This window comes from Flavobacterium alkalisoli, from assembly GCF_008000935.1.
GTDB lineage: Bacteria > Bacteroidota > Bacteroidia > Flavobacteriales > Flavobacteriaceae > Flavobacterium > Flavobacterium alkalisoli.
Genome location: NZ_CP042831.1, coordinates 1822899 through 1848974, shown reverse-complemented (window position 1 = coordinate 1848974; position 26076 = coordinate 1822899). Strand labels below are relative to the sequence as shown.

Here is a 26076-nt window from a genome sequence, read left to right as displayed (position 1 = left end):
GGCTTAACTGTATTATTGAAGTTTTTGTTTTAACTCATCAAGGTTAACCAGAGCCTGTTCACCCGATTTTAAGTCTTTTAAAGTAAACGTATTATTAGCTATTTCTTCTGCACCTGTCAATACCGCAAAAGGTATTTCTCTTTTATCTGCGTGCTGAAACTGTTTTCCTATTTTGGCCGCATCAGGATAAAGTTCTGATTTGATTCCGCTCTCCCTTAATTTCTTTATTGCTTTTACAGCATATAACGATTCGTTATCACCAAAGTTTATAAATAGAACCTTTGTAGCTTCTGTTACAGTCTCAGGGAATAATTTAAGCTCTTCTATTACATCATAAATCCTGTCTAAACCAAATGATATACCTACACCGCTCATATTCTTTAAACCGAATATACCGGTAAGGTCATCATATCTGCCGCCTCCTCCTATAGAACCTATTTTTACTCCGGCAGGTGCCGAAACCTCAAATATAGCTCCGGTATAATAGTTAAGTCCGCGTGCTAAAGTAACATCAAGATCCAGTACAGACTCGCCAAGACCTACAGCAGTAACATTATCACATATAAAGCGAAGTTCCTCTACACCTTTCAAACCTTCTTCAGACGAAGCCAGTAAAGTATTTAACTTATGCAACTTTTCGTTAATGGTTCCTGTAAAATTAAATAGTGGCTGTACCTTTTGTATTGCATCTTCGCTTAAGCCTTTTTCAAGCATTTCCTTCTTAACACCATCTTCTCCTATTTTGTCCAGCTTATCTAAAGCAACAGTAAAATCTATAAGCTTATCTTTTGCTCCTATAACTTCAGCTATACCCGAAAGTATTTTACGGTTATTAATCTTAATCGTTACTCCGTTAAGCCCTAAAGAAGTAAAAACATTATCATAGAGCTGTACAAATTCAACCTCCTGCCATAACGACTTAGAACCAACCACATCGGCATCACACTGATAAAACTCCCTGTAACGGCTTTTTTGAGGCTTATCAGCTCTCCATACCGGTTGTATCTGGTAACGCTTAAAAGGGAATACAATATCGTTTTGGTGCTGCACCACATAACGGGCAAAAGGCACTGTTAAGTCATAACGAAGTGCTTTTTCTGAAATTTGAGACGCTATTTTATTACTGTCTTTATTTTCTAATAAAGTTACATCAGTATTTGCAAGAAAATCTCCGGAATTAAGTATCTTAAAAATAAGTCTGTCTCCTTCTTCCCCATACTTACCCATTAAGGTAGATGAGTTTTCGAATGTAGGAGTTTCTATTGGCTGAAATCCAAAAGTCTCAAAATGATGCTTTATCGCCGATATTATATATTGACGTTTAGCCACCTCTGATGGTGAAAAATCTCTTGTACCTTTAGGAATTCCCGGTTTTTGTGCCATAGTAAATCTTATTTTAATTTAATTGCAAATATAATACAGTTTGCGCTTTTAGCTTAAGGCTTTTGCCTACTATTATTACCTTTTAAGCTTACATAACACCATCCTGATTAATTTACGCTGCAAACATGAAACAAATTATGTATTTTAGTGGCTAAAATCATAATTTATGTTTAGCCTGTTTAGGGAAAATACAAAAATAGCCTTCAGTTCCATAAAAACACAATTGCTTCGCACCATACTTACAGTACTTATTATTGGAGTTGGTATATGGGGACTGGTAGGTATTCTTGCAGCAGTAACCGTATTAGAAAATACTATTACAGGCAATTTTTCAAGCATGGGGACTAATACCTTTTCCATCAGCCGTTATGATTTTTCCGAGCAGATAAGACAAAACTCCAATGAAGTAAAGGTTAACCCAACCATTACATACCCTCAGGCCAAAGCTTTTCAGGAAAAATATAACTTCCCGCTTTCTACTGTTTCACTTTCCTTTACAGCTGCCAGCGGTATTGAAGTAAAATATGGTGCCGAAAAGACCGATCCTGAAATTAATATACTGGGGGTAGACCATTATTTCATGCCTAATTCCGGACTTGAAACCACAAAAGGCCGAAACTTTACCTCGTTTGATATTGAAAACAACAACTATGTATGTATTGTTGGCTCTGACTTTGAGAAAGGGCTTTTAAAAGATGTAAACCCAATAGGCAGAACCCTATCTATAAGAGGCGCAAAGTTTAAGGTTATAGGTGTTTTAAAAGAACAGGGATCTACTTTTGGCAACAGACAGGATTTAAGGGTGCTGTTACCTATTCAGGTAGCGAGGTCATTATTTACCGCACCTAATATAAACTACGATATAAAGGTAAAAACCGAAAATCAGGATATGATAGACGGTGCTGTAGACGAAGCTATAATTACCATGCGAAGGGTAAGAAAACTAAACCCTGTAGAAGGCGACAATTTTGGCGTAGAACGTAGCGATGAATTATTACAAAGACTTATTACTCAAATAGGAATTTTAGGAACAGCCGCCTGGCTAATAGGTATCATTACCGTTTTTGGTTCTTCCATAGCCCTTATGAATATCATGCTGGTATCGGTAACCGAGCGTACACGGGAAATCGGGGTCCGCAAATCATTAGGAGCTACCAAGAATACCATTGCCATGCAATTTTTTACAGAAACACTGATAATAAGCTTTTTTGGTGGCGTATTAGGACTATTATTGGGTCTACTTACCGGTTTTGGGGTCTCACTTCTTATAAATGGTTCTTTCCCTATGCCATGGACAGCCACAATGGCTGCCTTCGGTACGGTATTTGTCGTAACTATAGTTTCTGGGGCTTACCCTGCAATTAAGGCTGCAGCTTTAGACCCTGTAGAGTCTTTGCGTTATGAGTAATTATTTAATAGTGGCTGCAACCATACGGTCATTGTCATAAATATCTTTTTTAAGCACTACATCATCATAAAAATTTTCCTCAAGCATAGTTACTGTTTCAGGCCCTAAGTATTGATTTATCTCAAAATAAAGCTTCCCCTCTTTAGGCAAACTGGCTTTAGCAAGCTGTGCTATTTTCCTGTAAAAAAGCAAAGGGTCGTTATCATCTACAAAAAGTGCCAGGTGAGGTTCAAATGCCAGTACGTTTTTCTTAATCTCATGCTTTTCCAGATTACGTACATAAGGAGGGTTAGACACAATTACATCAAAACTTTCGGGAAGTGATTCTGTTGTCAGTATATCCTTTTCTATAAAAGTAACGTCAGCTGTATTTCGAATAGCATTTCTTTTTGCCGTCGCTAAGGCATCCTTAGACACATCTATAGCAAAAACTTTTGCATTAGGCAGGTTTTTGGCCAGTGTAATAGCTATACAGCCACTACCGGTACCTATGTCCAGAATCTTTATATCTTTTTTGTTTTTATTTTCATTAATAATCCACTCTACCAGTTCTTCCGTTTCGGGACGCGGAATAAGCGTGCTCTCATTCACAAAGAATTCAAGTCCATAAAAATGGGCATTCTCAAAGATATATTGTATGGGGCGTTGTTCTTCCAGTTCGGTAAGAACCTCATTCCACTTTATAAGCTCTATTCTTGTCAGCTCGGCATTACTATTCATGGCAAGATCTATCTTTTTCCACCTTTTCAGGTTTTCAAGACATATATAAAAAAGGCTTTCAGCTTCTGCTGCATCATAAACAGCACTTAGCTTCTCCAGAAAAAAACTACGGTACTCTCTAATGTTCATTGGTTAATTCATTTCTTTTATCATCCATACAGGACAGGAACTATGCCCCGTACAGCCCATAGGCGCATCAAGATAATTAAACCCTGACTTTTTGTACAGCTTTTGTGCACTCTCCATGTATGGCATGGTTTCTAAATAACATCTTTTAAAGCCAAAACCCGAAGCGCTTTCCAAACATTTTTGCATCATTTTCTCTCCTAGCCCCAGCCCTCTTGCTTCACTCAGGAAATACATCTTCTGCAACTCGCAGGTATCTTCAGGCCCGTTCTCTAAAGGTGCTATACCTGCTCCTCCAATAATTTTGCCATTTTTTTCCACCACATAATATATCGAGCCGGACACACTGTAAGTTTCAAACATACAGTCCAGGGAGGCATCGGCATAAGCCGTACCTACCTTAGGAACATTATGTTCTATAAGTACATGGCGAATTACCCTTGCAATCGCTAAATTATCTTCTTTTACTATTGGCCTGATGATAACCGAATCCATTTTGCAAAACTACTCAATTTGAAATTGTCACTGCATAAAACTTTGTAACTTTGATGTTTTACTACGCTACCCATGAACCACGAACTTTACATGCAACGCTGTCTTGACCTTGCCGCACAAGGTTTAAGAGAAGCCATGCCCAACCCCTCTGTAGGGGCTGTACTTGTATATAACGGAAAAATTATAGGAGAAGGACACACATCTCCTTACGGAGGACCTCATGGAGAGGTAAATTGCGTTAATTCCGTAAAGGAAGAAGACAGGGATTTAATTCCACTATCTACTCTTTACGTTAGCCTGGAGCCCTGTAGTCATTACGGAAAAACCCCTCCTTGTTGTGACCTGATTATACAGCAGCAAATAAAAACCATAGTAGTAGGAACAACAGATCCGCATGAAAAGGTAGCGGGCAACGGAATAAGAAAACTTAAAGAGGCAGGACGCGAAGTAATTGTAGGAGTATTAGAAAAAGAATGTCGTGAATTTAACCGACGCTTTTTTACTTTTCATGAAAAGCAACGCCCTTATATAATATTAAAGTGGGCCGAAACTGCCGATGGCTTTATAAGTCCGTCGCAAAAAAACAGAAACGACGACGGCACATTAAAAAGCAAAAAACCTGTTTGGATAACTAACCTTTATTCCAGGCAGTTGGTACATAAATGGCGCAGCGAAGAAATGGGCATACTCGCCGGCACAAAGACGGTTTTAGACGATAACCCAAAACTTGACGTAAGAGACTGGACAGGGCCAAACCCTACAAGAATCATCTTAGACAGAAGCAACAGAATACCAGACAGTTATTTTGTTAAAAATCAAAAAATAAACACAATTATCTTGACAGAAAAAACGAATTTGCCTAACTTAGGGAATTTCCTTTTTGAAAAAATAGATTTTAACGAGAGCCTCCCCCGGCAGATAACGCAGGTGTTATACCAACATAACATTCAGTCGGTCATTATTGAGGGCGGAAGGCAAACCCTCCAAACTTTTATTGATTATAGTTTGTGGGATGAGGCCAGGGTTTTTAAAGGTGAAACCCTTTTTCATGAAGGGATAAAAGCACCGGTATTAAACGCCACAGCAACAAAAAGGTACAGCGTACTTAATGACGAACTTTTAATTTTCAGGAATCATGATTAACACTATTATATTTGATTTCGGCGATGTTTTTATCAATAAAGATAATGTAGCCCGCGATAATGCGCTGAAAAACCTGGGACTTAAAGAATGGACTGAAGAATTGGACAGACTTGAAAAAAGGTTTGAAACAGGAAAGATTAAAGAGGTTGATTTCCTTAGGGGAATTAAAGCCTACATACCCAATGCCGATCCCGGAAGAATACGCGAAGCCTGGAATGCCGGCATAGGAGACTTTCCGCTATACAGACTGGAGTTCCTTCAAAAGCTCTCAGCTAATTATCGCTGCTTTCTGCTAAGCAATACCGATCCTATACACATAGAAAAGTTTGAGCATGATGCAGGAGCTTCTTTTTATATGGATTTCTACCAGTGTTTTGAGAGGGTTTATTTTTCCCATGAGATAGGAGCCCGAAAACCGGATGTAGAAGCCTACAACTACCTTATAAATAATCACGACATACACCCTAAGCGCACATTGCTTATAGACGATAAAAAATTTAATACCGATGCTGCCGAAGCATTAGGCTTTAAGATATGGACACTCAATCCGGAAAACGAAGATGTAACGGAACTGTTTGAGAAAAAAATAATCACAATGGAAGAGGTTTAAGAATTAATCATATAAAAAGAAAGAGCGGCAATAATATGCCGCTCTTTCTTTTTATATGATTACATTACTTTTTACTTTTTATCCCTATAAGCAGCTTATCATACGATTCTGTATAGAACAAAAGGTTTCTGGTTTTAGGAAGTCTCCCTTCAAAATCATTTTGTAGTAAAAAGCAGCTTACTTTCTCCATTACTTCTTTATCATCCGGCACAATAACGTACAAACTTATTTTCTCACTGTCTCTTTCTATAAAACCCAGATTAAATTTATACTTGCCATCGTACATTGCATTAAGCTTTTCAATCATATCAGCCGCCAGCTTTTTATCATCATCCGAAAACTTATATCCGGCATCACCTGTTTTTTTCAGTTCCATAGCCTGAAATGCTGACATTTCTGTACCACAATAAATTTCTTTGGTTTCATTTTCACCACATCCGGTAAGTGAAGCTGCAATAATTAATACGAAAATTGATTTAACAATTAAATTCTTCATAATAAAAATGGTTATTGTACGTTATAATATAAAGATAAATAAAAAACCCACCCTTATTGGCATAAGGATGGGAAAAATTGCTATGAAAAAGAAAAATTCACTAGTTACCTAGTGAATTTCAAATATATAAATTTATCTTAAATTATGAAAACATATCTTTAACTTTTTCAAAAAAAGATTTATCCGACTTTTCAGGGTTCGGAGTAAAGTTTTCATCTGTAAGGGAATTCTCAAAGAATTGCCTTTGCTCCTTACTTAGTTTTTTAGGTGTCCACACGTTAACATGTACAAGTAAATCGCCACTTCCGTAGCTATTGATGCTAGGTATACCTTTACCTTTAAGCCTTAAAATTTTACCTGACTGAATACCTTCCTCCAGCTTAATTCTTACCTTACCTGATACCGTTTCTATGTCTTTACTTGTACCTAAAGCAGCCTCAGCAAAGCTTATATAAAGATCTAAATGCAGATTTTCGCCTTCACGTTTTAGTGTTTCGTGCTCAATTTCTTCAATTGCCACGATAAGATCTCCCGGAATACTATTGTTACCCGGAGCATCGTTACCCTTACCGGAAACCTTTAACTGCATACCGTCTACAACTCCTGCAGGTATCTTGATTGAAACCGTTTCATCTTCCATTACCATACCCTGTGCATCGGCATGATTCGGTTTAGAATCTATAATTTGTCCGGTACTACCACAACTATGACAGGCAGATGCCGTTTGCATTCTACCTAATATGGTATTGGTAATTTTCATGACCTGACCTGTACCGTTACAGGTAGGACACGTTTTAAAGCTAACACCTTTGGCCTGTACCTTACGCTTAACTTTAATTTTCTTTTCTACACCGTTAGCAATCTCTTCAAGGCTAAGTTTTACTTTAATACGAAGATTGCTTCCTTTCATCCTGCGCTGGCCGCCTCCGCCGCCAAAACCTCCGAAACCACCAAAGCCTCCGCCAAATGCACTTCCGAAAATATCTCCAAACTGGCTGAATATATCATCCATATTCATACCACCTCCGCCACCAAAGCCTCCGTTTTCAAAGGCTGCATGACCGTACTGATCATAACGCGCTTTTTTATTCGGATCACTAAGTACTTCATAAGCCTCGGCAGCCAGTTTAAAGTTCTCTTCCGCATCTTTGTTACCCGGGTTTTTATCAGGGTGATATTCAATAGCCTTCTTTCGGTAGGCTTTTTTTATCTGTTCGGCAGTTGCGCCCTTTTCAATACCAAGTATCTCGTAATAATCTTTTTTCATCCTTGTGTTTGCTTTTTACAGTTCTCTAAATTAGCTACCTATAACTACTTTAGGGAAACGAATAATTTTATCACCCAGCTTATATCCTTTTTCCACTACATCTACCACCTTACCTTTAAGATCTTCGCTGGGAGCCGGTATTTGTGTAATTGCTTCTGCAAAGTCAGCATTAAAGTCGTCACCTGCTTTAATATCAACCTGCTCTAAGCCTTTAGACACTAACGTATCTTTAAGTTTATTATGTATAAGCTCTACACCTTTTAGCAGAATCTCATCTTCCGATTTTGAAATCTGCACAAGCGCCCTGTCAAAATCGTCAAGAACCGGTAACAAAGCCTGTAAAACTTCCTGATTGGCAGTCCTGAAAAGCTCAACTCTCTCCTTAGATGTTCTTTTTTTATAATTTTCAAACTCGGCAAAAAGTCGTAAAAACTTATCTTTTTCCTTAGCCAGCTCTTCTCTAAGCTTCTCTTCTTCCGTTAACCCCTCTGCAGAAGGAATACCTTCATTTACAGTCTCTTCATTGTCGTTAACTATATTATCCTGTGTCAAGTCTTTTTCAACATTTTCAGAATTTTCCTGGCTCATATTTTTAAATATTTTCTTAAACATTATTTCTAGTGTGGAAAACCGAGTGCAAATGTATTGCCAAATCCGATAAAATGTCAAATTGTCACGTTTATTTTTAAGGTTTTTATTTTAGATTTGTAATCAATATTCATTAATAATAAAACTAATATGAAAAACAAACTTACCATTCTTATGCTTTGCGCTTCGCTTGCATTTACGGTTTCATGTAAAAAAGACAACACAGAAAATGCTGAAACAACTGACGCTACTGAAGCTGCAGAAGCAAGTGCAGAAGCTGTAAAGTACACAGTTAACACTACTGAATCTACAATTGACTGGACAGGTTCTAAACCTACAGGAAAACACACAGGTACAATAAACCTTTCTGAAGGTGAATTCTCTGTAAAGAATGATTCAGTAGAATCAGGAAAATTTGTTATAGACATGAACTCTATTACCGTAACTGACCTTGAGGCAGGAAATGGTAAAGAAGATCTTGAGGCTCACCTTAAAGGTTTAGGTAAAGAAGATACTGCCGATCATTTCTTTAACGTAAAAAAATACCCTACAGGTACTTTTGAAATTACAGGAATTACTCAGGAAGCAGGAAAAACTATGGTTGAAGGTAATCTTACACTAAAAGAAACAACTAAAAACATTAAATTCCCTGCAACTGTTACAGTTACTCCGGAAGCTGTTACCCTTACAAGTGAAAACTTTAAGATAAACAGAACTTTATGGAGTGTAAACTATTCTTCTAAAAGTATTTTTGACAACTTAGGAGATAAATATGTTGATGATGAGATTGAACTTAAAGTAAACATAAAAGCTACTAAGTAATCTTTATCTTTATAAAGAACAAAATCCCCGCTAATGCGGGGATTTTTATTTCAATTCGTTTTCAAGTGCTTTTTCAAGAGAAAGGTATTTAAACTGATACCCCTGCCCTATTATTTTTTTGGCGCTAACATTTTGACTGGTAAAAAGCAGCATATGCATTTCTCCCAATATTAACTCCATTGCAAATTTTGGGATATTAGGCATAAAGTAAGGCTTGTTTAAAACTTTAGCTACACACTTAACCAGTTCATTTTGAGAAACCGGATAAGGAGCTACTGCATTATAAACCCCTTCAAGTTCATTATTAAGTATATAATAATATATATCTACAAGATCTTCTATATCAATCCAGGACTGCATTTGATTGCCTGAACCAAAAGCCGAACCCATACCATAACGAACAGGCTTGGCAATTTCTGCAAGCATACCTCCTTTACCCGAAAGCACAAGACCGGTTCTTACTTTAGCTACCCTTATGCCCAAACGCGAAAAGCTATCTACAGCTTCTTCCCATTTCTCTACAACATTCCCGATGAAAGAATTGTCAACCTCATTACTATCTTCTGAATAAACCTTCTCCAGACTATCAGGGTAAATACCTATTGCGGAAGCACTAATGAGCTGATGAACCCTGTTTTCTTTACTTTTAATCAGGTTGTAAAGCACATTTGTTGAAAGAGTCCTGCTTTCCAGTATTTCTTCTTTATATTCTTTTGTCCAACGTTTGGCAATAGGTGCGCCTGCTAAATGTATAACAACATCAACTTCGTCAATGCAGCTTTCATCAATAATACCTTTTTCAGGATCCCAATAAAAACCATTATACAAATCCTGTTTTTGTATTTTTTTTTGTGATGTCGTCAGATAGTTTATTTGAATACCGTTTTTTAGAAGAAGGGATACCAATTCACCTCCCACAAGCCCGGTAGCGCCGGTGATCAAAACTTTCATACCTCTTTTTTATCAAAGTTAAAACCAAGTTATGTAAATATTAGTTAAACATAAGCGCTTTAACTGAATTTTGTGATTTTATACTTACAAAACTATTTCACCTTAATACTCCATTCAAATTCCATTTGAGAAACCTGGTCTCCGGCCTCATCCTTACCTATAGATTTCATCCAAAAGGTTTGTCCTTCACCTGTTTCTATGGCTCTTTCTATAGCATTTTTAATAACATGCCCATCATTACTAACAAAAGTTATCCTTCCCTTCGCCTTTTTAGTAAAGTTTCCTTTATTGTTAGCTACAAGCATAGAGATCTTTTTACTGCTCTCTTTAATATGGTACATAACTAAAGCCCCCGTAGTTAATTCGGCAGCCATTGCCTGAACGGCAAAATACATAGAATTAAACGGGTTTTGATTAATCCAGCGATGTTTAACTGTAACAATACATTGCTCTGTAGTTATTTGTTTTACCCTTACCCCGCATATATAAGCCGAAGGTAATTTTAAAAACAAAAACGAATTAAGTTTTGATGGTGTAAAGCGCATAGTCATTGGTTTTCATGCTAATATAACAATTTAATTGCTATGATTGCATAGAATTATTTTTGTTAAAATTTTGTTAAATTTAAGTACTTTGTATTGCATAATACCTTTTAAAAGAAATATATTTGCATAGAATATTAACTGACATACCAATATACTATGGAAACCACAGCAAACCGAAATACAGCCATACTGATGCAGCTTAGCGCTTACACACAGTACTTTATACCTCTTGGAAATTTTATTTTTCCGGTAATAATATGGAGTATTAAAAAACAGGAATCTAAATTTGTAGACTATAACGGAAAGCAAATCATTAATTTTCAGCTTAGCCTTTTAGTGTACTCGCTACTATTAGTTATCATAGCTGTACCACTATTGCTTTATACAGTGTTTAGCGGAATGGATTTTAACTCTATAGATGCATTTAACAATATGGAACAACAATTTACAACAGGCAGGATATCAGGCATCGCCGCAATTGCCATAATAGCAGCTGTTCTGTTCATTACTTTAAAATTTGTTGAGTTCTTTTTAATAATATATGCCTCAGTAAAAAACAGTAATGGAGAAAATTACAATTATCCATTCACCATAAAATTTATAAAATAAACAAATCAATCAGCCATTTCAATCATCATCAATCATCAATCATCAATCAAAAAATGAACAGTTCAATTAAAAACAAAAGAGTCTTATGAACATTGAAAACACAAAGGCGCAAATGCGTAAAGGGGTATTGGAATTTTGCATCCTTTCAGTTTTAAAGGAAAAGGATGCCTACACATCAGAAATTCTGGATACTCTTAAAAACGCTAAGCTGCTGGTAGTAGAGGGTACTGTTTACCCTTTGCTTACAAGACTGAAAAACGACGGGCTTCTTAGCTATCGCTGGGAAGAATCAACCTCGGGGCCACCAAGAAAATATTACGGGCTTACCGATGAAGGAAAAGAATTTTTAAAAGAATTAAGTATCACCTGGACAGAATTGTCCGACGCAGTAAACATTATAACAAGTCAAAACTCATAGCCATGAACAAAACAGTAAGTATAAATTTAGGAGGTTTTTTCTTTCATATAGACGAAGACGCCTATCAAAAGTTAACCCGCTATTTTGATGCTATAAAACGCTCACTTACTCCAGATGGAAAAGAAGAGATAATGAACGACATCGAAGGCAGGATTGCAGAGCTTTTGTCAGAAAAACTTAAAAATGACAAACAGGTTGTGAGCATTAGAGAAATTGACGATATTATTGCTATAATGGGTCAGCCTGAAGATTATAAAATAGATGAAGAAACAACAGGAAGCAGTTCTTACAGTTCTTCTTCACAAACCTATTTTGCACCGGGCTACACCAAAACCAAAAAGTTTTACAGAGATGGTGACCGCGGCATGATAGGAGGCGTGTGTGCGGGTGTTGCACATTACTTCAGGATAGATCCTTTATGGGTGAGAATCATCTTTATAATAACACTTTTCATTTCATTTGGCACAAGTATTTTTGTCTACCTGCTTTTATGGATACTTATCCCAAAAGCAATTACAACTACAGAAAAGCTTGAGATGACCGGCGAACCCATAAACATCACCAATATTGAAAAAAAGGTTCGTGAGGAAATCGACAATATTTCCTCAAAATTTCAAAACGTAGATTACAACAAGTTGGGAAACGATGCAAAAACTGGTGCCGAAAGAATTGGCAGTGGCATCGGTAGTGTATTTCTTGCAATTTTTAAAGCAATCTCTAAGGTAATTGGTGCGCTAATAACAATTTTTGCAGCCATTACACTGGGTAGCCTTATCATATTTTTCTTTACAGTATTGTTTACTTCAGGAATACCGGGCGGCCCTTGGCATGAACTAATGAATATTGCCAATTATACCGAAACTCCGCTATGGATATTAGGTTTGCTTTTCCTTATAACTATTGGAGTACCTTTCTTCTTCCTATTCCTTCTGGGACTTAAAATTCTTATTGAAAACCCAAGGCCTATAGGTAATACAACAAAGTATACACTGCTTGCCATCTGGCTTATTGCTGTAGCCTTCTCAATATATCTTGGAATAAGACAGGCTACAGAAGTAGCTTATGAAGGTAAAACAATGCAGAAAGAAGAAATATTACTTACACCAAGAGACACTTTAAATATTAAGTTTAGGTATGATGAATATTTTGCCAAATCAGTAGATCAGAATACAGACTTCAGGTTTGTACAGGATACTACAGGTACCAACCTACTTTACTCTAATAGTGTTGAGCTTTATTTTATGAAAACCGATGCCCCAACTCCATACCTACAGGTAGAGAAAGTAGCTGAAGGCGGCTCTATAAGCGAAGCAAGGGAAAGAGCAGAAAAGATAAACTACAGTTTTGATTTACAAGGAAATAATTTAACTTTAGACAATTGTATTACAACTGAGGTTAGCAACAAGTTTAGAAACCAAAAGGTTAAAGTATATGTTTATATTCCGGAAGGTACAATTGTAAATGCCGACAAAAGTATAAGACATTACCACAGAAGCGACTATTCTTTGTATATCCCGTATAATGATCAGGATCATTTGTATAAGCTTGTAGAAGACGAACTGAAGTGCCTTGATTGCCCTTTTGAAGGAGAAAACGGTGACAGCGTTGATAATGATGTGGTGGCACACGGTCATATAATGATATCTGAAGGCAATGCCGACATTAATATAAAAGTTACGGAGAAGCCAAAAGATACAATCAACAAATAAATAAAAACCAGCTAAAACCAGAATCATGACAAAAATTGTAACCCATATAACAAAAGCCATATTAGCCATAGCTACCGCTTTGTTATTATCCTCTTGCGGATTTGGGATTGATGGAAACGGAAACGTCGTAACATCCCAAAGAAATGCCGATGCAAGTTTCACTTCGGTATCCGGTAACAGAGGTCTTGAAGTTGTTATTGAACAGGGAAGCCAAACATCTATAGTTGTAGAAGCCGATGATAATTTACACGAGCACATAACTACCAAGATTAAAAATGGTGAACTGGTTATTACCAGTGATGTAGGTATACAGAAAGCAAGCTCTAAAAAAGTAATAGTTACTATGCCTGTTATTGAAAGAATAGCTGCTTCTTCGGGTGCTAATGTAATTAGCAAGAATACCATTAAAGGTAATGACATAGGATTATCGTCAAGCAGCGGTAGCCAACTTGAAGTTAGTATTCAAGCCGTTAACGTAACGGCAGAATCAAGTAGCGGAAGCTCTTTAAAAGTAAGCGGGAAGGCTCAAAAACTGGAAGCAGACTCTTCAAGCGGAAGTACGCTTAACGCTAAAGACTTACTGGTATCCAATGCAGATGCTGAGGCATCGAGCGGAAGTTCGGTTACTGTAAACCCAACCAACAGCCTAAATGCAGAAGCATCTAGCGGAGCTTCAGTTTCATACGCAGGCGCTCCGGCTACAATAAATAAAAACACTTCTTCGGGAGGTAAGGTAAAACAAGAATAAACCTTCCGGCCATTTCTAAAAAACACTGCTGACTACAGTGTTTTTTTTGTTTAATAATCAATCAAAACAATCAAAATGAAAAATATAATCATCGTTTTTGTCCTGCTTACCTCTGCAATCTCGACTGCACAGGATAAGTATCCTCAATCACAAAAAGAGCTTAAAGAAAAAATAATTGCCCTGGACAGTAAGGCGTTTGAAATGTACAATACCTGTAATTTGGAACAGTTCAGCACCTTTTTCACTGAAGATCTTGAGTTTTACCACGACAAGGCAGGCTACAGTAAAGGACTGGACAAATTAATTGAGAGTATGCGAAATTACATTTGTAATGACTTGAATAAAAAGGTATTACGCAAGCCGTTAACCAATACATTTAAAGTTTATCCTTTAGAGGGCTATGGGGCAATATTAACAGGGGAACATGAGTTTTATATGGTTGAGAATAATAGTGAGAAAAAAACCGGAACGGCAAAATTTACTCATGTATGGCTACTTATAGACGGAACATGGAAAATGTCGCGAATATTGAGTTATGACCATAAAGCCACAGAGTAATTTGTATAACCTTATCTCACCGGTACTTGCCGGTGTTTTTTTTATATATTTGTCGCTAACCATTACTAAACAATGCACATGAAAAAGTATTTTATAATAGTATTAACCTTACTGCTTAGTACCGCAGCATTTGCACAAAAAAAAGAGAAAATTAAAGGATCTAAAATCGTTACTGTTACTCAACGTGAAATAGCATCTTTTGAAAATCTGGAGGTAGAAGACAATATTGAAATCTTTTTGGTTAAAGGTGCCGGAGAGGGAATTGAGATCGAAGCAGACGATAACCTTCACGATGCCATACAAACCGATGTTAACGGAAGTACTTTAAGGATATATACCTCTAAAGATGTAAGCCGTTTTGATAAGTTTACCGTAAGGGTGACTTATACCCCAAGCCTTAAAAACATTATAGCAAGGCATGAGACCGTTATTAATGCCCTGGCCGATTTAGAAGCGGATACCATTACCATTAAAAACTTTGATTATTCAAAATCATACCTTAATGTAAGGGCAAATACCTTTAGCCTTTATCTTAATGATAAAACTAAGGCTGAAATAAACTTTAAGGGAGAAACAGGATCTTTTGAATTAAGCAAAAAGGCAAACCTAAAAGCGTTAGTAGTTGCTACGGGGTCGGCCAAATTCGACTTATATCAGGAAAGTGTAGCGGTTATAGAAGGAGATTCTCCTGAGGCGTTATTGAGAGTAGATAACAGCGCCTCTTTTACCGGACATAAATTTACCGTAAAAAACCTTGAACTCGTAGCAGAGGGGTACTCTAACAGTAATGTTATGGCGGCAGAAACAGCTGTTATTTCAGCTTCGGGTAAAGCAGCAGTTGGTTTTTATGGCGATGCCAAAATAGAAGTAAAAACTTTTGCTGACAGCGCAGTTATCTCTAAAAAAGAAATCTAAAAGAAATTTATATCAATAAAAAAAGCAGTGCTCACGCACTGCTTTTTTTATCTAAACTTAGAGTTATTAATGACTCTCTAAAGTAGCAAGGTAGCGTTCTGCATCAAGCGCAGCCATACAGCCTGAACCCGCTGCAGTAATTGCCTGCCTGTACTCTTTATCCTGTACATCTCCCGAAGCAAATACACCAGGAATGTTAGTTTTTGTACTCTTACCCTGAGTGATAAGGTAACCTGTCTCATCCATATCCAACTGACCTTTAAAGATATCGGTATTAGGTTTGTGTCCAATAGCGATAAAAAGTCCCGTAATGGCAATTTCAGATTTCTCTCCTGTCTGGTTATTAACCATTCTAAGTCCTTCTACAACCTGATCACCAATAACCTCATCAACTTCTGTATTATAAAGCACTTTTAGGTTAGGAGTGTTCTCCACACGGTGCTGCATAGCTTTAGAAGCTCTCATGAAATCTTTTCTTACCAGCATGGTAACATTTTTACAGATGTTAGCAAGGTAAGTTGCCTCTTCTGCAGCAGTATCCCCTGCTCCAACTATAGCAACATCCTGACCTCTGTAGAAGAAACCGTCACATACTGCACAAGCAGAAACTCCTCCGCCTCTAAGGCGTTGCTCACTTGGTAATCCAAGATATTTTGCCGTAGCACCTGTAGAAATAATTACAGTTTGTGCATGAACTTCTTTATTATTATCAATAGTAACCTTATGCCATCCTCCGGCTTCTTTGCTAAATTCAACTGCTGTAGCCATTCCAATACGTACCTGAGTACCAAAACGCTCAGCCTGCTGTTGCAGCTGCACCATCATTGTTGGTCCGTCAATACCTTCAGGATATCCCGGAAAGTTATCAACCTCGGTAGTTGTAGTTAGCTGGCCTCCCGGTTCCATACCGGTATATAATACTGGGGTCATATCGGCCCTTGCTGCATAGATAGCAGCAGTGTAACCTGCAGGACCTGAACCTATAATAAGACATTTTATTTTTTCGATAGAATCAGACATAGTTTTAACTGTTAGTTTTAATCAAAGAGATGCAAATGTAAGTTTTAATTAAAAAAATAACTATACTTATATATCAGATTTGACTATCAAAAAATAAATTTTTACTATAGTGTTTGTAAATTGATTTTTAGTAGTATATTTGCAACCTCTTAACCGAGAAACGGGGTGTAGCGTAGCCCGGTCATCGCGCCTGGTTTGGGACCAGGAGGTCGCAGGTTCGAATCCTGCCACCCCGACAAAAAAAGCTTCAGTGAAAACTGGAGTTTTTTTTTATTTCACCACCTTACAAAATGTATACAGTATACATTATTTATAGCACTTCAAAATCCAGGTACTATGTTGGCCAAACCAATGATATTGACGATAATTAATGTATTTTAAATAACATCAGTAAATATTAAACGTTTTATTTAAACCTTACCTTTTACCTTATTCCTGTGGTTCTCGCCCCAATGACTTAATTCAATTAGTATATTTTTGAGGGTATAGCTGTAGTCTGTAGCTTCATATACAATACTAACCGGGGTTGTGGGGTACACATTACGCTTAATAAGAAAATTTAATTCCAGGTCTTTCAGTTCATTGGCCAATACTTTTGGCGAAATACCATTTATTTCCTTCTGAATTTCATTAAAACGCTTTGAAGACTGCATGAGGCTAAGCACTAATGGCAATTTCCATTTTCCATTTAAAACATATATTGCATCAAAAACGTTTTTTAGAGCTCCTGCACATTCTTCTTTATTTGGAAGTGTTTTATTTTCAATTGTTTCCATACAGCAAAGATAGTAACTTCCCTAAAAGTAACCACTTTCCATTAGGTAACTACTATCTTTTACATACCACCAAATCCTACCTTTGTTTCAACATAAATCATTTTAAACTTATGAAACAAATCCTCCATATTCAATCAAGCTTAATGGGTACGCAGTCGTATAGTATCAAATTAGGAAATGCTATAGTAGAAAAAATTCAGAAAAAATACCCAGGTAGTACTATTGAAGAGTTAAACCTGGTAGAGAATGATATACCACATCTAACTCCTGAAGTATTAGGTACATTCTTTATACCTGAAGAGCAAATGACCGAAAAAGACCGAAAATCTATTCAACTCTCCAATCAATTGGTTGAACAATTAATGAATGCTGATATTATTGTAATCGGTGCACCGCTTATCAACTTTGCAATACACTCATCACTAAAATCATGGATTGACCATATTACAAGAGCTGGAGTCACTTTTGGATATGGGGAAGACGGCCGTCCTGTCGGTATGGTAAAAGGCAAAAAAGTATATGTAGCTATGGCATCAGGTGGCATCTATTCTGAAGGCCCCGGAAAAGATAATGACTTTGTTGCCCCCTACCTGAAAAACTTTCTCGGTTTTTTAGGAATGACTGATCTCGCAGTATTACGGGCTGAAGGTCTTAAAATACCCGGAATTAAAGAAACGGCTATGGAAAAAGCAATTGCAAGTATTGTAATTGACTAGTTATATTCTCCCACTTTAAAATTTAAAACGTTTGACAGATTACATTACAGAGAATCGTTTAGCCACCCCAAATAAAAAAGCTTCAGTTTTCACTGAAGCTTTTTTATTTGTTTTTTCTATAGTAAGAACTACACTTCAACCATATTATAATGGTAATTTATAATTTCGCCTAATGTTTTTCTCAGATCCTGAAAATCTGATTTTTTCTCAAAAAAACCATTTTCTGCTAAACTCTTGTTACTACTATGTGGCAACTCAGCCGCACCCGTTAAGAAAACAAACGGGACCATATGTCCTGAGAATTTCGGATTTGCCTGTATATTTTCTCGTAACTCAAAACCGTTCATTTTTGGCATAATAATATCGCTTATCACTAAAAAAGGGGCTATACTATTGTCAACAAGATGCTCATAAGCCCTTATACTGTCATGAAAAATCAGAAGTTTGTTTCTGTACGGAAGCGTTCCGTAAGCTTCCACCATTAAATCGATATAATCAATATCGTCGTCTATAAGTACTATTGGTTTAAGGTTTTCCATTTCTTTAGCTTTTGAGTTCTAAATTAACAAACGTTCATTTAAGAAAATTAAAAAGAAATGCCAAAAAATGCTAAATTATATAACCTCATTACTCTGTTGCACAAACACATTATATTTCCCAACAAAAAAGCTCCGGTTTTCACCGAAGCTTTTTCATTAAATATTTTTCTGTCAACTACAACTTAATCCGAAGGTATGCCATCCTTCCAATATCCTATTATTCTTTCCATCATATTAGTCATCTCAGTTATATCGCTCTTTTTTTCAAAATAGCCATGAAATGATTTCCGGCAATATTTCTTCATCATAGTCCTGTCGGCCGATGTGGAAATAAATACAAAAGGGATAATCTTCCCTGAGATTTCGGCATCACTTAATACCTTATCCCGCAGTTCGAAACCATTCATCCTGGGCATATTGATATCTGAAATAATCAAAAAAGGATAAGCCTCAGGATCTTTAAGATAAGAATAAACCTCTTCCCCATCATGAAACAACACCAGTTTGTTCTCAAAGGGCAACATACTATATATTTCTTCTAAAATATCGAGATCATCAATATCATCATCAACAATAATTATTTCTCCTCGCTTATTCATGGTTTTGGTTTTTGGTGACTTCCAATTTAGCAAGAAACAATCAAACAATTGTTATAGAAATGTGAAAATGACAATATAGCACCAATCAAATATTTTCCTATGAGAAAACTACCGAAAAATGTATGTAGGCAGAATTCAAAACTGGATGAGTATCAAAATACTAAGCGAGATGAAGAATAAAGTAAAGAGTATATGTATTTAATCCCATTTCTGCATTATATTTTTTTTGCCATAATTGCTTAGCGTAACCTAAAAACACCACAGGACCTTCATCAAATGCAGAATCAAAGGTATAATCTCCCCCTATGTAATGCTTTTTACCTTTTTCATCTGTCCCTCCAAAAACCTTATTCTCTCCCCGCATTGCATATTTTTGCCTGTCTTCATACATTATTATTTTCATATCACAAGGACTCACATCTCCATGACAAACTTTCTTATACATTAACCATACCTCAGCTATACCATCATTATCAAGATCGGTTACAGGAAAAGTATCTTTAAAAAACTCTGCTTCAACATCCACAGGGCAGTCTTTTATAAAATCATAAACCTTCCATAGTAATTTTACATTACCTTTTTCAACCAGATAATGATATGCAAAAATCTCAGCATCTCTGCCATCATTTTCATGATCAAACTTTTTATTGATGTGTATTCCGGTTTGTGTTCGTATAACAATATTATCTCCTATACTGTCTGTCCACCTAACAGCATCAAGAAATTTCCCTTCAAACAAAACACCTTTGGGCAATGCTTTTTCATTAATCAACTTTATACTAAAACTATTTTGAGAGTACACATTCCCGTATACAAGAAAAACAAGGATAATAAAAAACCTATAAACCATATACTATTTTAAAAGCTGTTAGAACGCTAATTTATAAAGAATAACAATTATTAAAACATAGAGAATAAAAAACTCACTACCTTTGAATTTTGCAAATATTCCCTGTTATGAAAAACATCAACAATACCTCACTGGAAGAATTTTACAGAGAAGCCGCAAACTTTACTGGAAGGGATATTACCACCCTTTTACCTCTCGGAGTAAGTAAGGAAGTAGGCCATTTTAATGTGTTTGATATTTCGGAAACGATAAAGGAAGTAAAGAAAAAAAATGTGATGCCTTATAACAGAAGGTCTTATTACAAAATAAGCCTGATAAGGGGTAAAAACCGCGCCGAGTATGCCGATAAGGTAATTAACATAGAAAAAAACGCACTGTTGTTTGCCACACCAAAAGTACCCTATCACTGGTATCCGCTGGATGAAAATCAGGGAGGGTTATTTTGTGTATTTACCGATGAGTTCCTTATTAAAAACAAAAGCGGCATAGTACTGGACGAACTGCCAATCTTTAAATCGGGAGGATACCCTGTTTTTGAAATTGATGATGAGAAGGCCGATGAAATTGAACTTGTTTTAAGGAAGATGCAAAAAGAAATTGCTTCCGACTATGAATTTAAGTACGATTTGCTTCGCAATTACCTAATAGAACTTATTCATTACGGGCAAAAGCTTCAGCCTGCCACTGTATTGCGTTCTGAACAAAATGCTTCGGGCCGAATCATAGCACTTTTTATAGAACTGCTGGAACGCCAGTTCCCTATAGAATCCCCTAACCAAAAACTACAGCTACGCACTGCAAAAGAATATGCCGAAAGGCTTGCCATTCATGTAAACCACCTCAACAAGGTATTAAAAGAAAGTACGGGTAAAACCACTACCGATATTATAACCGGACGCATTTTACAGGAGGCAAAAATACTTTTAAAACAAACCGACTGGAATGTATCTGAAATTGCTGATAGCCTGGGCTTTGAGGAAGTAGCACATTTTTCTAACTTCTTTAAAAAACAGACAACGTTGGCTCCGCTTTCTTTCCGTTCCTGATAGCGATATTTGAATTTTGCAAATAACCGATTGATGTTTGCAAACCTTAAGGTGGCTTTCTGTCTGAACTTTGTACCATAAAATAATAACAACTAAAAATTGATTAAAAAATGGATACAGTAAACAAAATAGCTTTAGTTACAGGTGGAAGCCGCGGGTTAGGAAGAAATATGGCAGTTAGCCTTGCAAAAAAAGGAATTGATGTTATACTTACTTACCACAGCAACAAACAACAGGCCGATGAAGTGGTAGAAGAGATTAAAGCGATTGGACAAAAAGCAATTGCCTATCAGTTAAACACTGCCGACACAAAAAGCTTTGACCCTTTCTTAAAACAGGTTACAGAACACCTTAAGGAAAATACAGGAAGTACTAATTTCGATTTCCTTATAAACAATGCGGGCACAGCACTTTATTCTCCTTTTGCAGAAACTACCGAAGAACAGGTAGACGACATCTTTAATATTCACTACAAAGGTGTTTTCTTCCTTACGCAAAAATCGCTACCATATCTTAATAATGGCGGACGCATTATAAATATCTCATCAGGTTTGGCACGTTTTTCTTTCCCAGGTTCATCTGCCTACGGATCTATGAAAGGTGCGATAGAAGTACTTACAAGGTATTTAGCTAAAGAATTAGGTCCACGCGGTATTGCAGCAAACATTGTTGCCCCTGGAGCTATAGAAACCGATTTTGGTGGCGGACACGTAAGAGACAACAAAGAAGTTAACGATCAGGTTGCAAGCGTAACGGCTTTAGGCCGTGTAGGCTTACCGGAAGATATCGGCGGAGTGGTTGCGTTCCTATGTTCTGAAGAAGGGCGTTGGATAAACGGACAGCGTATTGAAGTATCTGGTGGTATGATGCTTTAAAAACATAATATCTCTAATAAAAAAAGGCCAGACAATTGTCTGGCCTTTTCTGTTTTAAAACAGGTTTATTTTTTTGACTTAAATTTGCAGAAATTTAGATTATTAATGTCTGTCACAAATTACCCTAATTTAACTACCGAAGCAGGATTACTGGAAAACCCACTATATGTTTTTGCTTTAGAGTCGGAAGCAACTCATGAGTTTGCAGATGTAAATCCTCTTTTTGTAGGCATTGGTAAGCTTAATGCCATGTACAACCTTATGAAACGCATTCATGAGGAAAAACCGAGCATTATAATAAACTTAGGATCGGCGGGAAGCACTTCCCATAAACGCGGCGAAGTGGTTTGCTGTACCGGATTTGTACAACGGGATATGGATGTTACCGCCTTAGGCTTTGAAAAGTACCAAACCCCCTTTTCAATACATAAACCGATATTGGAATACGGCATCAGTATTGATAATTTACCTCACGGAATTTGCGGTACCGGTGATAGTTTTGTAATGGATCATAATACCGAAGATTACAATGTAATTGACATGGAAGCTTATCCGCTAGCCCTTATAGCTAAACAGGAAAGCATACCTTTCCTTTGCCTAAAATATATATCTGACGGTGCTGACGGCACAGCTGCAACAGACTGGCCGGAGATGGTTAAACTGGCAGGCAGTGCCTTAAAAAAGACTATTACTTCTATACTATAAAAAAAGCGGGGCCTCCACTCCCCGCTTTAACTAAAACATAATCACAAATACAAGTCTATATCTACCTGTTTATCTTTAATGGTGTTATTCTTATTGCAGTACCTCCTCCCGGAGCAAGTTTCAGGTCTAATGTCATGGTACTGTTAACCGTTTTCTTTTCTATAACTACCGGATACGGGTTTGTCTTGTAATTTGCCCCTTCGCCATCGGCATAGATTTCTGCCTCATAAGCCGTACCTTTTTCAAGGAAATCTAACGGAATATTAAGCTCTCTGGCATCGCTATTGGTTATTGAGCCTAAATACCAGCTGTCACTGTTTCTGTCTTTACGTGCAATAGTTACATACTCCCCTATTTTAGAATCAAGCACTTTAGTCTCCTCCCAGTTACACGGCACATCCTTTATAAACTGGAAAGCAGGCTTGCCTTCATAATTCTCAGGCAGGTCTGAAGCCATTTGCAGCGGACTGAAAATAACCACATACAATGCCAGCTGTTTAGCTACAGTAGTTTGTACCATAGCCTTATTAGGGGTTTCATATTCAAAATCAAAATTACCCGGTGTAAAGTCAAACGGACCGGCAAGCAATCTGGTAAAAGGCATAATTGTAGTATGTTCAGGAGTATTACCTCCATCTGCCGACCATGCATTATATTCCTGCCCTCTTGCTCCTTCCTGAGCCATAAGGTTTGGATAGGTACGCCATAACCCTGTACCCTTTACAGGCTCATGGTTATCTATCATTATATGGTGCTTGGCAGCTGTTTCTATTACTTTTCTATAGTGGCGAACACCATACTGTCCGTCATGCCATTCTTTCTTATCCAGATATTTATTTACATATCCGGTTTTAACCGAATTTACACCCACTTTATTATACAGGTTGTAAGCATCTTCAAGCTGACTTTCATAGTGACTTGCTGCCCCGGCAGTTTCATGATGGCCTATAAGCCTCACATTCTTCTCTGCGGCATACCTTGTTATCTCTTCTAAATCAAAATCAGGATAAGGCTTTACAAAGCTAAATGCAGTACCATCTGCAGTCCAGTCTCCGTCCCATCCTTCATTCCATCCTTCCACAAGCACACCGTCAAAACCGTTTGCTGAGGCAAAGTCTATATACTTTTTGGTATTTTCTGTTGTAGCACCATGTTTTTCACCCTGTCCCCATGTATATTTATCAAGATGCATGCCCCACCATATACCAACATACTTGGTAGGTGTAATCCATGAAGTGTCTTCAATCTTACACGGTTCATTAAGGTTTAGAGTTAATGTAGACGTAGCCAGATCTCCCGCTTTATTACCTACCATAACGGTTCTCCATGGCGTTACAAAAGGAGTTTGCGCATATACCTTAACCCCATCGGCCCATGGAACCAAGTCACTCTTGTAAGTATTACCTTCAGTCTTTAACAGCGTCATGGATGCAAAGTCTGTTAAATTAGCCTCGTGTACAGCAACGAACAGGCTGTCTCTGGTTTCAAAAGTAGCCGGCGTGTTTATGGTATCTGTCTTACTCATAGGAGTTTTACGGTAAAAACTCTCATAGTAGCTGTTCTCCCTGTGAACAGGAATCCACCACACGTCATTATCAAAAGGGAAAGTAAATTGTGTAACCTCGTTAGAAATCTTAACCTTGTCAAGATTAGGCTGTTTAGGGAACGAATACCTAAAACCTACCCCATCATCAAAAACCCTGAAAACAATATCCATTAAACGGCCTGCCCCTTTAGATTCCTTTAGATGAACAATAAGCTCGTTATGGTTATCTTCAACTGTTTTAAATTCACCCCAAGGCTGTTCCCATGATTGTTTTACCGTGTTTTGTTCGGTATTTACTACCTCAAAACCTTCGGTCATTTTATCTGTATCCTGAAATTCAAACCCCATTAAAGAAGGCTCAATCACTTTTTTCCCGTTAAAGGAAAAACTATACTCAGGCTGTCCTGCTTCAGTCAGTTTAAAAACCAACTCATTGTTGTTACCCGGTGATGCTATTGTATATACTTTTTCTTCTGTACCACAGGAAAAAACCAATACCGAAGCAACAGCTGTAAGGCACAACCTGTATAATTTATTTTTCATTATCTGCATTAATTACAATTATTACTGGATTTCGTTTAATAGCGCTATCGCTTTATCGGCTTGCATTGAAACAAAATAACTGAATGCTTTATCAAGCTTTTTCTGAATATCAGGATTGCCTTTATATTCTTTTCTTAAATCGTAAAGTTTACTTATTTCAGCAAAAACATTTCCTGTGTTTTGCACCCCTGCAAATGTTTTTACTTTTTGAATGTAGTTGTAGCCAAACTCTGCTGTTGGCTCAAACATGGTGCCTTCCCCAAAGTCATTCCATGTTATAAGCTGCAGGTAATTAAGATTAGCGTTTTGTGCCATACTTAATGTCTCATCAAGCGTAGCCCCGTTATTATGATCTATAGTCCAGCCAATAACTGTAGAAGTACCACCTTCTGCATAAAAATCATGAAATCCGGGATAAGCACTACCCATAGCCACATCCAGGTTAGGAAGGTTATTTACATAAAAATTATTAAGGTTTGCATTGTTCTCATACACCCATGCATACTCACCCGAAGCATTTGAACCAGCCTCTGCCGATTCATTCCATAAGGTAAGGAAAGTAGGTTTTGTACTCAGGTTACTGAAAGCACTGGTCCATTGATCCGGCGTTTGCAGTACTATAGGGCCAAAGTTTAAAAGCAAAGGCTTATTATTTATTTTGATATAAGCATCATCATTAAAATAATTGCTTTGCATATAGCCCAAATCTGTTTTGGCAGCTCCGGTTACGGTAGGTGCCAAACCTGCATTCACAATATCATTTAAAAACCTGTCTTCATACACAATGGCATACTGTAGCCCAACCTCATCGATCATATCGATAATCTGTTCTGAGTTTTCTTTTAATGCCTTAAAGTCATTTAAATCAAAAGTCCCGTACCAGTCAATTAAAATACCATCTACTCCTGCGTACTTCATCAGTAGTAAATGGTTTTCAATAACATCTTTATCTCCCGAATGATAAGGCCCGATTAACGGATAGTAATGTGAAGCTATTTCCCTGTGCCCGTTTGCATCAACATTGTCAGGGTTTTTGTTAGCCATTGTCCAGTGGTAACCCCACTGGTTATTGCCACTGCTCTCCTTGGTTTCAAACCAGGGCATATAATGCATGTAAATTTTTGTAGCATTTGTTTTAGTTACTGCTACAGGGTCTATGGTTTCCTCCTGCGGAGTATCCTGAGATCCTGAATCGTCTTTGCTGCAGCTACCGCAGCTAAAGGCAATACCAAAATTAACAGCCCCTATTAATAATATTGTAAAATACCTGTTCATCAAATCTTTTTTTATTAAGCTTAAAAGATGCCGGCCTTCCACGACTAACCCAAACATAGAAGACCGGCAACTAAC

At 37.2% G+C, this 26076-nt stretch carries 29 protein-coding genes and 1 tRNA gene; 15 read left to right on the top strand and 15 right to left on the bottom strand.

Translation table 11 applies throughout. From position 1 onward, the window contains the following. Window positions 1–12 precede the first annotated feature (12 nt). Entirely contained in the window at window positions 13–1383 is a 1371-nt protein-coding gene (gene hisS / locus FUA48_RS08290; RefSeq protein WP_147583090.1) for a histidine--tRNA ligase, read from the bottom strand. 166 nt (window positions 1384–1549) lie between these two features. On the opposite strand from hisS, the gene FUA48_RS08285 reads away from it, so the two are divergent. Beyond that, window positions 1550–2791, top strand: coding sequence for an ABC transporter permease (locus FUA48_RS08285; RefSeq protein ID WP_147583089.1), 1242 nt, complete (start codon window positions 1550–1552; stop codon window positions 2789–2791). On the opposite strand, the gene prmC is transcribed toward FUA48_RS08285, so the two are convergent. Beyond that, on the bottom strand, window positions 2792–3640 hold the full coding sequence (gene prmC / locus FUA48_RS08280) for a peptide chain release factor N(5)-glutamine methyltransferase (protein ID WP_147583088.1): 849 nt from the start codon (window positions 3638–3640) through the stop codon (window positions 2792–2794). 3 nt (window positions 3641–3643) lie between these two features. Beyond that, the gene (locus FUA48_RS08275) at window positions 3644–4132 is read right to left on the bottom strand and encodes a GNAT family N-acetyltransferase (RefSeq protein WP_147583087.1); all 489 of its coding nucleotides are present in this window, start codon (window positions 4130–4132) and stop codon (window positions 3644–3646) included. Window positions 4133–4204: 72 nt separating this feature from the next. Between FUA48_RS08275 and ribD the strand changes: the two genes are divergently transcribed. Next, window positions 4205–5275, top strand: a complete 1071-nt coding sequence (gene ribD, locus FUA48_RS08270; RefSeq protein ID WP_147583086.1) for a bifunctional diaminohydroxyphosphoribosylaminopyrimidine deaminase/5-amino-6-(5-phosphoribosylamino)uracil reductase RibD — start codon at window positions 4205–4207, stop codon at window positions 5273–5275. Continuing rightward, window positions 5268–5885, top strand: coding sequence for an HAD family hydrolase (locus FUA48_RS08265; protein ID WP_147583085.1), 618 nt, complete (start codon window positions 5268–5270; stop codon window positions 5883–5885). Before ribD ends, FUA48_RS08265 begins: the two co-directional genes overlap by 8 nt. 64 nt (window positions 5886–5949) lie before the next feature. On the opposite strand, the gene FUA48_RS08260 is transcribed toward FUA48_RS08265, so the two are convergent. From FUA48_RS08260 to FUA48_RS08250, 3 genes are all read right to left on the bottom strand, one after another. Then, window positions 5950–6381 (bottom strand): hypothetical protein, encoded by a 432-nt coding sequence (locus FUA48_RS08260; protein ID WP_147583084.1) that lies wholly within the window; start codon window positions 6379–6381, stop codon window positions 5950–5952. A gap of 142 nt (window positions 6382–6523) precedes the next feature. Beyond that, the gene (dnaJ, locus tag FUA48_RS08255) at window positions 6524–7648 is read right to left on the bottom strand and encodes a molecular chaperone DnaJ (protein ID WP_147583083.1); all 1125 of its coding nucleotides are present in this window, start codon (window positions 7646–7648) and stop codon (window positions 6524–6526) included. A gap of 30 nt (window positions 7649–7678) precedes the next feature. Further along, a complete protein-coding gene (locus FUA48_RS08250) occupies window positions 7679–8260 on the bottom strand; it encodes a nucleotide exchange factor GrpE (protein ID WP_147583082.1) in 582 nt (193 codons plus the stop codon). A gap of 126 nt (window positions 8261–8386) precedes the next feature. Between FUA48_RS08250 and FUA48_RS08245 the strand changes: the two genes are divergently transcribed. Further along, window positions 8387–9058: a YceI family protein gene (locus tag FUA48_RS08245; protein ID WP_147583081.1), complete on the top strand. Its 672-nt coding sequence runs from the start codon at window positions 8387–8389 to the stop codon at window positions 9056–9058. A 45-nt stretch (window positions 9059–9103) separates the two neighbouring features. Here the strand turns inward: FUA48_RS08245 and FUA48_RS08240 are convergent, their stop codons facing one another. Then, on the bottom strand, window positions 9104–10009 hold the full coding sequence (locus FUA48_RS08240) for a TIGR01777 family oxidoreductase (protein WP_147583080.1): 906 nt from the start codon (window positions 10007–10009) through the stop codon (window positions 9104–9106). Between the two features lie 92 nt (window positions 10010–10101). Further along, window positions 10102–10554: a DUF4442 domain-containing protein gene (locus tag FUA48_RS08235; RefSeq protein ID WP_147583079.1), complete on the bottom strand. Its 453-nt coding sequence runs from the start codon at window positions 10552–10554 to the stop codon at window positions 10102–10104. Between the two features lie 156 nt (window positions 10555–10710). Here FUA48_RS08235 and FUA48_RS08230 point away from each other — a divergent pair, with 156 nt between their 5' ends. The 6 genes from FUA48_RS08230 to FUA48_RS08205 all read left to right on the top strand — a co-directional run bounded on the left by FUA48_RS08230 (window position 10711) and on the right by FUA48_RS08205 (window position 15511). Next, complete coding sequence (locus FUA48_RS08230; RefSeq protein ID WP_147583078.1) at window positions 10711–11163, top strand: DUF4870 domain-containing protein; 453 nt, start codon at window positions 10711–10713, stop codon at window positions 11161–11163. A gap of 85 nt (window positions 11164–11248) precedes the next feature. Next, window positions 11249–11581: a PadR family transcriptional regulator gene (locus FUA48_RS08225; protein ID WP_129749469.1), complete on the top strand. Its 333-nt coding sequence runs from the start codon at window positions 11249–11251 to the stop codon at window positions 11579–11581. A gap of 2 nt (window positions 11582–11583) precedes the next feature. Next, window positions 11584–13290: a PspC domain-containing protein gene (locus tag FUA48_RS08220; RefSeq protein ID WP_147583077.1), complete on the top strand. Its 1707-nt coding sequence runs from the start codon at window positions 11584–11586 to the stop codon at window positions 13288–13290. 25 nt (window positions 13291–13315) lie between these two features. Continuing rightward, the gene (locus FUA48_RS08215) at window positions 13316–14038 is read left to right on the top strand and encodes a head GIN domain-containing protein (protein WP_147583076.1); all 723 of its coding nucleotides are present in this window, start codon (window positions 13316–13318) and stop codon (window positions 14036–14038) included. A gap of 75 nt (window positions 14039–14113) precedes the next feature. After that, window positions 14114–14596 (top strand): nuclear transport factor 2 family protein, encoded by a 483-nt coding sequence (locus FUA48_RS08210; RefSeq protein WP_147583075.1) that lies wholly within the window; start codon window positions 14114–14116, stop codon window positions 14594–14596. Between the two features lie 78 nt (window positions 14597–14674). Continuing rightward, window positions 14675–15511, top strand: a complete 837-nt coding sequence (locus FUA48_RS08205) for a GIN domain-containing protein (protein WP_147583074.1) — start codon at window positions 14675–14677, stop codon at window positions 15509–15511. 66 nt (window positions 15512–15577) lie between these two features. Here the strand turns inward: FUA48_RS08205 and trxB are convergent, their stop codons facing one another. After that, window positions 15578–16531 (bottom strand): thioredoxin-disulfide reductase, encoded by a 954-nt coding sequence (trxB, locus tag FUA48_RS08200; protein WP_147583073.1) that lies wholly within the window; start codon window positions 16529–16531, stop codon window positions 15578–15580. Between the two features lie 161 nt (window positions 16532–16692). Between trxB and FUA48_RS08195 the strand changes: the two genes are divergently transcribed. Then, window positions 16693–16767, top strand: a tRNA-Pro gene (locus tag FUA48_RS08195). A 174-nt stretch (window positions 16768–16941) separates the two neighbouring features. Here FUA48_RS08195 and FUA48_RS08190 read toward each other — a convergent pair. After that, the gene (locus FUA48_RS08190; protein ID WP_147583072.1) at window positions 16942–17307 is read right to left on the bottom strand and encodes a winged helix-turn-helix transcriptional regulator; all 366 of its coding nucleotides are present in this window, start codon (window positions 17305–17307) and stop codon (window positions 16942–16944) included. Between the two features lie 110 nt (window positions 17308–17417). Here FUA48_RS08190 and FUA48_RS08185 point away from each other — a divergent pair, with 110 nt between their 5' ends. Continuing rightward, entirely contained in the window at window positions 17418–18023 is a 606-nt protein-coding gene (locus tag FUA48_RS08185) for an FMN-dependent NADH-azoreductase (RefSeq protein ID WP_147583071.1), read from the top strand. A gap of 128 nt (window positions 18024–18151) precedes the next feature. Here the strand turns inward: FUA48_RS08185 and FUA48_RS08180 are convergent, their stop codons facing one another. From FUA48_RS08180 to FUA48_RS08170, 3 genes are all read right to left on the bottom strand, one after another. After that, entirely contained in the window at window positions 18152–18562 is a 411-nt protein-coding gene (locus FUA48_RS08180) for a response regulator (RefSeq protein WP_147583070.1), read from the bottom strand. 182 nt (window positions 18563–18744) lie between these two features. Then, the gene (locus tag FUA48_RS08175) at window positions 18745–19161 is read right to left on the bottom strand and encodes a response regulator (RefSeq protein WP_147583069.1); all 417 of its coding nucleotides are present in this window, start codon (window positions 19159–19161) and stop codon (window positions 18745–18747) included. Window positions 19162–19321: 160 nt separating this feature from the next. Then, window positions 19322–19933: a M949_RS01915 family surface polysaccharide biosynthesis protein gene (locus tag FUA48_RS08170; RefSeq protein WP_147583068.1), complete on the bottom strand. Its 612-nt coding sequence runs from the start codon at window positions 19931–19933 to the stop codon at window positions 19322–19324. Between the two features lie 185 nt (window positions 19934–20118). On the opposite strand from FUA48_RS08170, the gene FUA48_RS08165 reads away from it, so the two are divergent. The 3 genes from FUA48_RS08165 to FUA48_RS08155 all read left to right on the top strand — a co-directional run bounded on the left by FUA48_RS08165 (window position 20119) and on the right by FUA48_RS08155 (window position 22637). Beyond that, entirely contained in the window at window positions 20119–21057 is a 939-nt protein-coding gene (locus tag FUA48_RS08165) for a helix-turn-helix domain-containing protein (protein WP_147583067.1), read from the top strand. Window positions 21058–21167: 110 nt separating this feature from the next. Continuing rightward, window positions 21168–21932 carry an SDR family NAD(P)-dependent oxidoreductase gene (locus FUA48_RS08160; RefSeq protein ID WP_147583066.1) on the top strand — a complete coding sequence of 255 codons (765 nt, stop codon included), beginning with the start codon at window positions 21168–21170 and terminating at the stop codon, window positions 21930–21932. A gap of 105 nt (window positions 21933–22037) precedes the next feature. Further along, window positions 22038–22637: a 5'-methylthioadenosine/S-adenosylhomocysteine nucleosidase family protein gene (locus FUA48_RS08155; protein WP_147583065.1), complete on the top strand. Its 600-nt coding sequence runs from the start codon at window positions 22038–22040 to the stop codon at window positions 22635–22637. A 61-nt stretch (window positions 22638–22698) separates the two neighbouring features. Here the strand turns inward: FUA48_RS08155 and FUA48_RS08150 are convergent, their stop codons facing one another. Continuing rightward, window positions 22699–24726 (bottom strand): glycoside hydrolase family 97 protein, encoded by a 2028-nt coding sequence (locus FUA48_RS08150; protein ID WP_147583064.1) that lies wholly within the window; start codon window positions 24724–24726, stop codon window positions 22699–22701. A 21-nt stretch (window positions 24727–24747) separates the two neighbouring features. Next, window positions 24748–26001: a glycoside hydrolase family 71/99-like protein gene (locus FUA48_RS08145; RefSeq protein ID WP_147583063.1), complete on the bottom strand. Its 1254-nt coding sequence runs from the start codon at window positions 25999–26001 to the stop codon at window positions 24748–24750. Between the last annotated feature and the right edge of the window lie 75 nt (window positions 26002–26076).

Bases quoted from the DNA above. Each gene is read 5' to 3' on its own strand.
- hisS (WP_147583090.1), bottom strand. From the start codon at position 1,383: ATGGCACAAAAACCGGGAATTCCTAAAGGTACAAGAGATTTTTCACCA.
- FUA48_RS08285 (WP_147583089.1), top strand. From the start codon at position 1,550: ATGTTTAGCCTGTTTAGGGAAAATACAAAAATAGCCTTCAGTTCCATA.
- prmC (WP_147583088.1), bottom strand. From the start codon at position 3,640: ATGAACATTAGAGAGTACCGTAGTTTTTTTCTGGAGAAGCTAAGTGCT.
- FUA48_RS08275 (WP_147583087.1), bottom strand. From the start codon at position 4,132: ATGGATTCGGTTATCATCAGGCCAATAGTAAAAGAAGATAATTTAGCG.
- ribD (WP_147583086.1), top strand. From the start codon at position 4,205: ATGAACCACGAACTTTACATGCAACGCTGTCTTGACCTTGCCGCACAA.
- FUA48_RS08265 (WP_147583085.1), top strand. From the start codon at position 5,268: ATGATTAACACTATTATATTTGATTTCGGCGATGTTTTTATCAATAAA.
- FUA48_RS08260 (WP_147583084.1), bottom strand. From the start codon at position 6,381: ATGAAGAATTTAATTGTTAAATCAATTTTCGTATTAATTATTGCAGCT.
- dnaJ (WP_147583083.1), bottom strand. From the start codon at position 7,648: ATGAAAAAAGATTATTACGAGATACTTGGTATTGAAAAGGGCGCAACT.
- FUA48_RS08250 (WP_147583082.1), bottom strand. From the start codon at position 8,260: ATGTTTAAGAAAATATTTAAAAATATGAGCCAGGAAAATTCTGAAAAT.
- FUA48_RS08245 (WP_147583081.1), top strand. From the start codon at position 8,387: ATGAAAAACAAACTTACCATTCTTATGCTTTGCGCTTCGCTTGCATTT.
- FUA48_RS08240 (WP_147583080.1), bottom strand. From the start codon at position 10,009: ATGAAAGTTTTGATCACCGGCGCTACCGGGCTTGTGGGAGGTGAATTG.
- FUA48_RS08235 (WP_147583079.1), bottom strand. From the start codon at position 10,554: ATGCGCTTTACACCATCAAAACTTAATTCGTTTTTGTTTTTAAAATTA.
- FUA48_RS08230 (WP_147583078.1), top strand. From the start codon at position 10,711: ATGGAAACCACAGCAAACCGAAATACAGCCATACTGATGCAGCTTAGC.
- FUA48_RS08225 (WP_129749469.1), top strand. From the start codon at position 11,249: ATGAACATTGAAAACACAAAGGCGCAAATGCGTAAAGGGGTATTGGAA.
- FUA48_RS08220 (WP_147583077.1), top strand. From the start codon at position 11,584: ATGAACAAAACAGTAAGTATAAATTTAGGAGGTTTTTTCTTTCATATA.
- FUA48_RS08215 (WP_147583076.1), top strand. From the start codon at position 13,316: ATGACAAAAATTGTAACCCATATAACAAAAGCCATATTAGCCATAGCT.
- FUA48_RS08210 (WP_147583075.1), top strand. From the start codon at position 14,114: ATGAAAAATATAATCATCGTTTTTGTCCTGCTTACCTCTGCAATCTCG.
- FUA48_RS08205 (WP_147583074.1), top strand. From the start codon at position 14,675: ATGAAAAAGTATTTTATAATAGTATTAACCTTACTGCTTAGTACCGCA.
- trxB (WP_147583073.1), bottom strand. From the start codon at position 16,531: ATGTCTGATTCTATCGAAAAAATAAAATGTCTTATTATAGGTTCAGGT.
- FUA48_RS08190 (WP_147583072.1), bottom strand. From the start codon at position 17,307: ATGGAAACAATTGAAAATAAAACACTTCCAAATAAAGAAGAATGTGCA.
- FUA48_RS08185 (WP_147583071.1), top strand. From the start codon at position 17,418: ATGAAACAAATCCTCCATATTCAATCAAGCTTAATGGGTACGCAGTCG.
- FUA48_RS08180 (WP_147583070.1), bottom strand. From the start codon at position 18,562: ATGGAAAACCTTAAACCAATAGTACTTATAGACGACGATATTGATTAT.
- FUA48_RS08175 (WP_147583069.1), bottom strand. From the start codon at position 19,161: ATGAATAAGCGAGGAGAAATAATTATTGTTGATGATGATATTGATGAT.
- FUA48_RS08165 (WP_147583067.1), top strand. From the start codon at position 20,119: ATGAAAAACATCAACAATACCTCACTGGAAGAATTTTACAGAGAAGCC.
- FUA48_RS08160 (WP_147583066.1), top strand. From the start codon at position 21,168: ATGGATACAGTAAACAAAATAGCTTTAGTTACAGGTGGAAGCCGCGGG.
- FUA48_RS08155 (WP_147583065.1), top strand. From the start codon at position 22,038: ATGTCTGTCACAAATTACCCTAATTTAACTACCGAAGCAGGATTACTG.
- FUA48_RS08150 (WP_147583064.1), bottom strand. From the start codon at position 24,726: ATGAAAAATAAATTATACAGGTTGTGCCTTACAGCTGTTGCTTCGGTA.
- FUA48_RS08145 (WP_147583063.1), bottom strand. From the start codon at position 26,001: ATGAACAGGTATTTTACAATATTATTAATAGGGGCTGTTAATTTTGGT.